This window comes from Ruegeria sp. CDSA079, from assembly GCF_059612245.1.
In genome coordinates this window covers 1-7,211 of the sequence record NZ_JBXWQF010000045.1, presented here as the reverse complement: position 1 = coordinate 7,211, position 7,211 = coordinate 1, and the positions used below count along the sequence as shown (strand labels likewise).

The window sequence follows — 7,211 nt, the reverse complement described above, 5'->3', positions numbered from 1 at the left end:
TGGTCGTGAAGGAGCCAGGATCGGTGAAATCCGAGGCCACCATGTCGTTTGGGTTGGGTATCAGCCTGAAAGACATCTTTTTCATTGAAACTCCCTTGGTGCGTGGTGATCAATCGAAGACTCGGCTTTTGATTTCCTCAGCCGTGATCATAGCACAAATCGGCTCGCGCCTGCATGGAAGGCTTTGGCACAACCCGCTGCTAACTTCCGCTTTCCGCGCTTCGTTGTCATTAGTGAAACTCGCTGCATTCGACAGATGAGGCTCGAATTGCCATTGTCTGGGATCAATTCAATTATTGATCACTGCGCATGACGACAGTATTCAGGTTTCCGAAAACTATGCTATTCAGGCAACCCACCTGCAATCATTGCACCAAAATACCGATTCTGGTCCTCTTTATGCATAAAGGGTGTGTTTCTGTGTGCAGAAACACGGAAGTCCGGCCTGATTTCGAGCAATTTCTTTGCTTCAACCTGTGCATCTTCTAGACGTCCCATTTCTGCGAGTGTTGCGACCAAGATGCGGCGCGGAGGAAGCGACTTTGGATAGGTTGAGATACCGGTTTTTGCCAGCAGAATTGCCTGTTCGTAGTCCCTGATTAGGAAATGAGAAAGTGCAGCATTAAAATTGTACCAGCCGGGATAACGCGGGTTGACCCTCTTTGCCTTGATGTTCCACTCAATCGCTTCGGCTGGCTCACCCATAAGCGAGCGCAAAAAGCCCATGTCATACAAGACCTCCGGGTCATTTGGGTTCTCCCGAGTTGCGCGCTGAAACGCCTCGTATGCGAGTTGGTGATCGTGGTCTGCAAATAAATGTAGCTGTCCCAAGCGATGTTGAACGCGATAGTCAGTTTGATCCAGTTCTAACGCGCGCTCGGTGTGCTGACGAGCGTTGTTCAGCGCAGTCTCTGGATCGTCTGAACCTCCAAAGCGCCAGAGGCTAAGATAGCGACCGCTCAGTTCGATATGGGCAGAAAGGTAGTCTGGATCGAGAACTATAGCTCGCTCCAGCAGGTCAATTGCCTGTTGCCGACTTGCAGTGTTCAACAGCTTGCTCTTCGCGACAGCTTTCAGAAAAAGTTCATATGCTTGTGGGTCATCAGTCGGTCGTTTCTTCAACGACGCGATTTCCTCTTCTTCTACTACTATTTTCAGGGTTGATACGATTTCCCTAACAAGGTCGGCCTGTGCCACAAACAATTCTTCGATCCCAACGTCATATTGTTCCGACCATAGAGCGTGCCCAGACTCCGTCTCTATGAGCGTAGAATTAATTGAAATATTCTCGCCAACGCTCTGAACGCCGCCTGACAAAACATATCGTACACCGAGCTCTCGGCCTACTTCTCGCGGTTTGACCAAACTGTCGGCAAAGCTAATCGAAGTCGAACCAGCGATCACAAATAGCTGCGGAAACTTCGACAGCTGCGTTGTTATTGCTGTTCCAAAGCCTTCTGCCAGATAGCCGATCTCTTCAACCGTTGAGCGGTTCTCAAAAGGCAAAACGACAATGGAAGGAACGTCCGGGATGGCAAGCACCAACTCTTCTTGTTCGGCCAGGGGTGCCACTTCTCTGGATCGCCACCATATGACCGCAACCAGCACCAAACAGATGCATACTGCACCGACAAGCGTTGGCGCCCACTTGGATATCGGTGGTTTCGTATGCGCAATTGGCTCTGAAATAGCCAAAGCTTTGGCCTTGTCATCCAGAATGACTTCGAATGCTCGGACTGGTCTCTCTATGTTCTTGACTTCGGTCTCACCCAGATCCTTGAAATTCAGATCCAGCTTGTCCTGCACCTGGTCCCTTACGCTGCGGTGAATGCAAATGCCTCCGGGCTCGGCCAAACCTTCAAGGCGGGCAGCGACGTTGACGCCATCACCATAAATGTCTCCATCCTCGGCAATCACATCTCCGATGTTTATGCCGATCCGAAACACAATTCTTTCGCTTTCTAGAACGTCCGAATTTCGAGATATCATTTCGTTTTGAACAGAAACGGCAAATTTCATTGCTTGTACGGTGCTTTCGAACTCCAGCAGCGCACCATCACCCATCAACTTGATCGTCTTGCCAACAAAACTCGCTGCAAAGGGGTCAATGAGTTCCAACCGATGCGACTTTAGTGCAGCCAGCGTCGCTGCCTCATCGCGTTCCATCAGTCGCGAGTAGCCCACGACGTCAATACTCAAGATAGTGGTAAGGCGGCGTTCCACTCCCGTTCTCCCCTACACCGAAGACTATCCATCCTGATCTATTGAATCCATAGTTCTACGTTCGCCCAAGATCTGATCACTCATAATCGGCGTCGCTCAGGCTCAGGAAAATCAATTTTTGTCACAGCGGAGACTAAGGGTGGTAGCTAGAAGACGCCAACATAGTGTCGGCGATGAGGTGGAGCGCCGCGGTGTGGAGTACGCAAGCTGCTCTGCCTCGCGTCCTGCCTGACCTGAAAATCCGATTAAGCCAAATACGCTGGTACATGTCTGAGCCAGCAAAATATCTCGCGGATGGTCTGCGACGTGATCTCGAATGCGCCTGTAGGCCTGCGGTGCACGCCCCTCAATGAGATCGTTGATAAGTTCGATCTGGGCGGCTTCGCGCGGGCTGACGCCTTGCGACAGTTCCTTTGCGGCGGCTAATTCTCGCTCTGCATCTTGTCCGCGGCCGACGGTAACAAGATAGCGCGCAAGGCCAACATGGGGCATGGCAAAACTATCATCTGCCTGCATTGCAGAACAGTAAGCTTCTTCGACATCATCAAAAGCACCCAGAAAACGGTCGATGCCTTCAACATAGGCGTCACGTGCAGTTTGTGATGTTGTCGTTAGCGGGCTTCCGTACCGATCTTCGAGCATCCAAACCTTCCACTGTCTGTTCCAAACCTGTCCGTCAGCGAGCTATATGAGCATGCTTAACTATGAGTGAGTCAAAGGAAATCGACTTAACAAGGTGCCGTAATTTCAGCTTAAATTGCTTCCGATAGGCAATACGTTCATCGAAATCTAATTCCGACCATAGTGGCTCCGCCAGATCCCGATCTTCCAAAATTGGACTCCGAAGCCAATTTTGAGGATTATTCCATACGGCTCGACCGACGTCCGGTTAGAGGAGAACGTAGGGATGGCAACACATACTCGCCCACTCATTGATACGACTTGGTTGGCAGATAACCTGACCGACCCGAAACTGCGCATCATTGATGTTCGCTGGAAGTTTAGGGAGGAAAACGGCAAGGGTGTGGCCTACGACGACAGGAGCGAGTTCCAAGCTGAGCACATTCCTGGCGCCGTGTATGTTGGTATGTCGACGGAGCTTGCGGACAGCACTCAGAACATTCCCGATATGATGCTCGGACCTGAGGATTTCGGGAAAAAGATGCGCGAGTTGGGTGTATCCAATGACAGTCATGTCGTGGTTTACGATGACTCTGGGCTGCCCTTGGCTTCTGCACGTCTTTGGTGGGCGCTTTCGCACTATGGCCATGAAAATGTGCAGGTTTTGGATGGCGGTTTGCAGCAATGGAAACTGGAAGGTCGACCGGTTGAAGCTGGTGATCCATCCGTTGAGCCTGGCGACTTCGCTCCCAAGGTGCAGAGCAATTGGATTGCCAGCAAAACTGACGTTCTGGACGCGATAGGTAAGCCTGAGGTCAGAGTTGTGGACTTTCTGCCAAACGACCTCTTCCGAGGCGACGGTGTTCACACTTGGGGAGGTCGCTCGGGACATATCCCTGGTGCAGTTAACATACCGGCGATATCGAACATCGATCCGGTTTTGGCACACACACCTATTGCTGAGCGGACAGCAAAACTACAGGAACGAGGCTCATTCAGGTTGGCGGATCGCCTCCGCCTCCTTCAGCACTATCAGGACAAGGGAATTCAAACCGACGACGAGGTTATCGCGTATTGCGGTCGCGGTATTGCCGCCTCCTGCGGTCTCCTTGCGCTTCGCCACATGGGGTTCGACAAGTCGCGCCTCTATGATGGTTCCTGGGCTGAGTGGAGCGCCGATCAAAGCCTTCCGATTGAAACGTCCTGAAACCCCTGTGCGGAGAGGAATGGTTTAAACCGGCGCTCTCTTTGTCCGCTGAACTCGTTTAAATGCAAAAGAGCTTGTCCGCGTTTCAAAAAGTATAGCATCAGTTCTTTTTTAATCGATCACTACTTGTAGATTGCAGCGTATCGAGGTGCGAAGAACTTAACGAAGCCTCTAACCTCTGGCCGACGATATCGCTGCGGTCGTTCGAACGCCTGATCAATGGCTGCACGTCTTGACCCTCCTTGGGGCCTCAACGGCGACAATTAAGTACGGACAAAAGATTGCAGCACCAATCACGACGACCGCCACACCTGAGGGGGGCTCTTGAACTGCCCCTTTCAGCGAGTCAGTGGAAGAACCGAGGCCAAGTCATTTCGGTCTATCAATCCCTTTTACGCGCCACGACGATAAATTGGGTCATCGAAAAAAAGAAGCGTCCAACCTTTGCAAGGCCGAACTGCTCGTCGAACCACGATTGCGCAACAGCGGGATCAACATGGTCATTTGCGACAGCATATTGCTTCATGAGGTGCATCATCATGATTGCGAGGCCATCAGGTTTTAGCTGGTGATCTGTCATTGTGAACGACAAGACATCTTCCACATGGTTGCCGCGAGCCTTTATCAGTGCGGGCAGTCTTTCCGGGACGGAACCACTCACAAAGTGCTGGTTCCAGGATGTCAGCATCTTTTGCATTCTGTCGGGCTCGTCGCTGAACCAAATCAAGCTGCCAAAGTGTAGATCGCTGATGACAAGGCGCCCACCGGGTTTGACGCACCGCAGCGTGTCAGCCAATGCACCGTCTACGTCTTCGATGTACTCAAAGACCTGTACCGAGACGGCCTTGTCAGCACGTTCATCCTCAATGGGCAAGTGATTTGCGGAACCTGCACTAAACTCCACGTTTGCGTAGTCGCTGCATCGTTCTTTTGCGGCTGCTGTCATGTCCTCGCTTGGGTCGATCCCGATGACATAACCATCCGAACCAACTGTGCGAGCCAACTCTGCCGTTAACAGACCGTTGCCACAACCAATGTCCAAAATAGTTTCACCGGGAGCAGGGCACAGCGCATCAAATGAAGCCTGTCTTCGCCGTGTCAACTCAGCTCCCTGATAGGCAATTTCAAGTAATCTCGTTGTCTCAGCGTCAAACTTAAGCAACTCTCCCCCCCTTACAAAGCTCACAAGTCTCCAAACCTTATCAGAAAATGGGTTATCTACGAAAAGCCGGACGGATCATCGAGGTTTGAACATGGATCTACCAAAATAACTGAAGGTGCCGACTGGTATCGACGAATTGGTTAACCTCGGGAGATAAGGACGCTTCTGCTGCTTTATCGGACCAGCCTTTCGTAGCGGTTCGAACGTTAGAACAACGTCAATTCAACGGATGTCGAGGCCGTTCTCTCGTCCGAAATCGGTGTAGAAGGTGTCACTGCGGTATCGGTTTAATGTGGCCTCATCCGCTTGCTTTGGATCGTTGCCAGGACTTTGGACACCTGTTCCTTCTATGAAGCGGTTCACGAGATTAAAGACACCGCAGACCTGGATAGCATCGAACAACGCTCTCTCCGACCAGCCTGCCGCGTAGACTGCATTTGCGTCGGCTTCCGTCATTCGTGATGGCGAGACAGTAAGCTTTTCAATGTATGCCAGTAACGGTTTGAGATGATCCTCGACGGGTGCCGTATCGCGATCTTCCATCAGTGCCTCGATTGTCTCGACCTCAATGCCGTAGGCTTTGGCGAAAACGATGTGTGCGCCATGGCAATACGCACAAGCATTCAAGCCCGAGACGTAGGCTGCGATTAACTCACGCTCGGCAACCGATAGCTCGCTCTCTCCCCTCATCACAAGGCTTTCGTACGCACAAAGCGGAGAAAGCTTGTCAGGAAAGGCTTGATAGACACTTCCAAGTGTCGCGTTCTCCGGCAGAGATGGAAACAGGCGTTTCATTCTATTTTCTTTCAATCTTGCTTTGGATAATTTCGTCTCAAAGTGAGGAACCAACGTTGTTTACGCAACTTTAACGCAATTCCGGGTTCCGCACAGAGATTCTGTCGGAATACTGCGAACGGTTAGTTTGCCTGACGACACCCCAGAATGTTCGCCGTTTGGTGAAAGGCAATTTCTTTTGAGCCGTTCTCGTAAATTTACAAAGTCTGGTTTCTGCACGTCGCCGTCATTGGGGCACCGCGTTGCATCGATCAAAGTGGGCTCGAAGTGGTTGTTCTCTGCACGTAGGATCAATGGCGGATACGGCTCTAAAAGCATGCGATAGATGTGCCGAGCGACATGTAAGCGTTAAAGATTACCCGATGAGAAAAGCCGCCTGCTGGCGACCTTTCCTTCCTTCGCAGATTGTTTCTGGACACTATGGCAGCCATTGCCTATCGCCATCAGTGAGGCCGTACCACTGAAGCTCTACAGTTCTTTGATACCTCGCATCAACTCGTTGGTGAGCCTTGTGAAGTAGTTCTACACCGCCCGTCTCAACTAAAATCCGGCCCACTCGTGATACCACCGAAGACCCGGGGAGTTTCTTGTTGTCCTCAGTCTGGGCATCCATCATCTGCGCGCCTCGGTTGAGTTCCGCGACGTGCTTGTTCAGCTCGATTTCATTCATTTTTTACACCTTATCCTTGGTCGCCGCCTTGATCTTCTTGTCTGTGTTGTACTGGCTCAGCGAGTACACAGCCCAAATCGCAGCCGGAATCCAGCCAATGAGCGTCAATTGCAGGAGCAGGCAGAAAAAGCCCTGAAATGGGCGTCTGATCGTAAAGAAAACCACAAACGGAAGCAAAATCGCAAGTATCAATCTCATCTAAAATGACCTTCTGATAGTTAGACCGCTATGTTCTCACGAACATCGTGAGACGCAGATTTACTGAAACAGCACCCCCGTCAAGCGGAGGCGCTACTTTCTGGCCGTTTGGCTCTCATTTTCTCCATCGCCATATCTTTCGCTGACCGGCTTTTCCGCTTTGCTACCGTGCGCTGCGCGTCAAATGCCGCCTGAAGTTCCTGATCTTTTTCCGAAACCTCTTTCACCGGGGCAGGGGCCGGTTTCGCACCAGCCAGCGCCTTTGCCGTGTCCCTGGCTTGCTCTACAGCCAGATCGAGGTGTGTGCCTTTGATCTTCGGAGTTTTGCCGCCAAG

8 protein-coding genes are annotated in these 7,211 nt (G+C 51.5%); 2 read left to right on the top strand and 6 right to left on the bottom strand.

What is annotated here, in order from left to right:
- The coding region (locus AC2FJZ_RS22140) for a hypothetical protein (RefSeq protein ID WP_496780383.1) at positions 1 to 260 on the top strand (260 nt) is incomplete at its 5' end.
- Positions 261 to 342: 82 nt separating this feature from the next.
- Here AC2FJZ_RS22140 and AC2FJZ_RS22135 read toward each other — a convergent pair.
- Positions 343 to 2,223 (bottom strand): adenylate/guanylate cyclase domain-containing protein, encoded by a 1,881-nt coding sequence (locus tag AC2FJZ_RS22135; protein WP_496780381.1) that lies wholly within the window; start codon positions 2,221 to 2,223, stop codon positions 343 to 345.
- Between the two features lie 111 nt (positions 2,224 to 2,334).
- Complete coding sequence (locus AC2FJZ_RS22130) at positions 2,335 to 2,865, bottom strand: hypothetical protein (protein ID WP_496780379.1); 531 nt, start codon at positions 2,863 to 2,865, stop codon at positions 2,335 to 2,337.
- Between the two features lie 265 nt (positions 2,866 to 3,130).
- Between AC2FJZ_RS22130 and AC2FJZ_RS22125 the strand changes: the two genes are divergently transcribed.
- On the top strand, positions 3,131 to 4,051 hold the full coding sequence (locus AC2FJZ_RS22125) for a sulfurtransferase (protein ID WP_496708201.1): 921 nt from the start codon (positions 3,131 to 3,133) through the stop codon (positions 4,049 to 4,051).
- Between the two features lie 382 nt (positions 4,052 to 4,433).
- On the opposite strand, the gene AC2FJZ_RS22120 is transcribed toward AC2FJZ_RS22125, so the two are convergent.
- From AC2FJZ_RS22120 to AC2FJZ_RS22105, 4 genes are all read right to left on the bottom strand, one after another.
- Positions 4,434 to 5,213, bottom strand: a complete 780-nt coding sequence (locus tag AC2FJZ_RS22120) for a methyltransferase domain-containing protein (RefSeq protein ID WP_496780377.1) — start codon at positions 5,211 to 5,213, stop codon at positions 4,434 to 4,436.
- A 222-nt stretch (positions 5,214 to 5,435) separates the two neighbouring features.
- The gene (locus AC2FJZ_RS22115) at positions 5,436 to 6,008 is read right to left on the bottom strand and encodes a carboxymuconolactone decarboxylase family protein (RefSeq protein WP_496780375.1); all 573 of its coding nucleotides are present in this window, start codon (positions 6,006 to 6,008) and stop codon (positions 5,436 to 5,438) included.
- 673 nt (positions 6,009 to 6,681) lie between these two features.
- Complete coding sequence (locus AC2FJZ_RS22110; protein WP_496780373.1) at positions 6,682 to 6,876, bottom strand: YqaE/Pmp3 family membrane protein; 195 nt, start codon at positions 6,874 to 6,876, stop codon at positions 6,682 to 6,684.
- 80 nt (positions 6,877 to 6,956) lie between these two features.
- Positions 6,957 to 7,211, bottom strand: a 255-nt coding sequence (locus AC2FJZ_RS22105; protein WP_496780371.1) for a hypothetical protein, incomplete at its 5' end; no start/stop codon positions are given.

What these genes read in the sequence shown, in the direction of transcription:
- AC2FJZ_RS22130 (WP_496780379.1), bottom strand. Translation starts at nt 2,865, where the DNA reads ATGCTCGAAGATCGGTACGGAAGCCCGCTAACGACAACATCACAAACT.
- AC2FJZ_RS22125 (WP_496708201.1), top strand. Translation starts at nt 3,131, where the DNA reads ATGGCAACACATACTCGCCCACTCATTGATACGACTTGGTTGGCAGAT.
- AC2FJZ_RS22115 (WP_496780375.1), bottom strand. Translation starts at nt 6,008, where the DNA reads ATGAAACGCCTGTTTCCATCTCTGCCGGAGAACGCGACACTTGGAAGT.
- AC2FJZ_RS22110 (WP_496780373.1), bottom strand. Translation starts at nt 6,876, where the DNA reads ATGAGATTGATACTTGCGATTTTGCTTCCGTTTGTGGTTTTCTTTACG.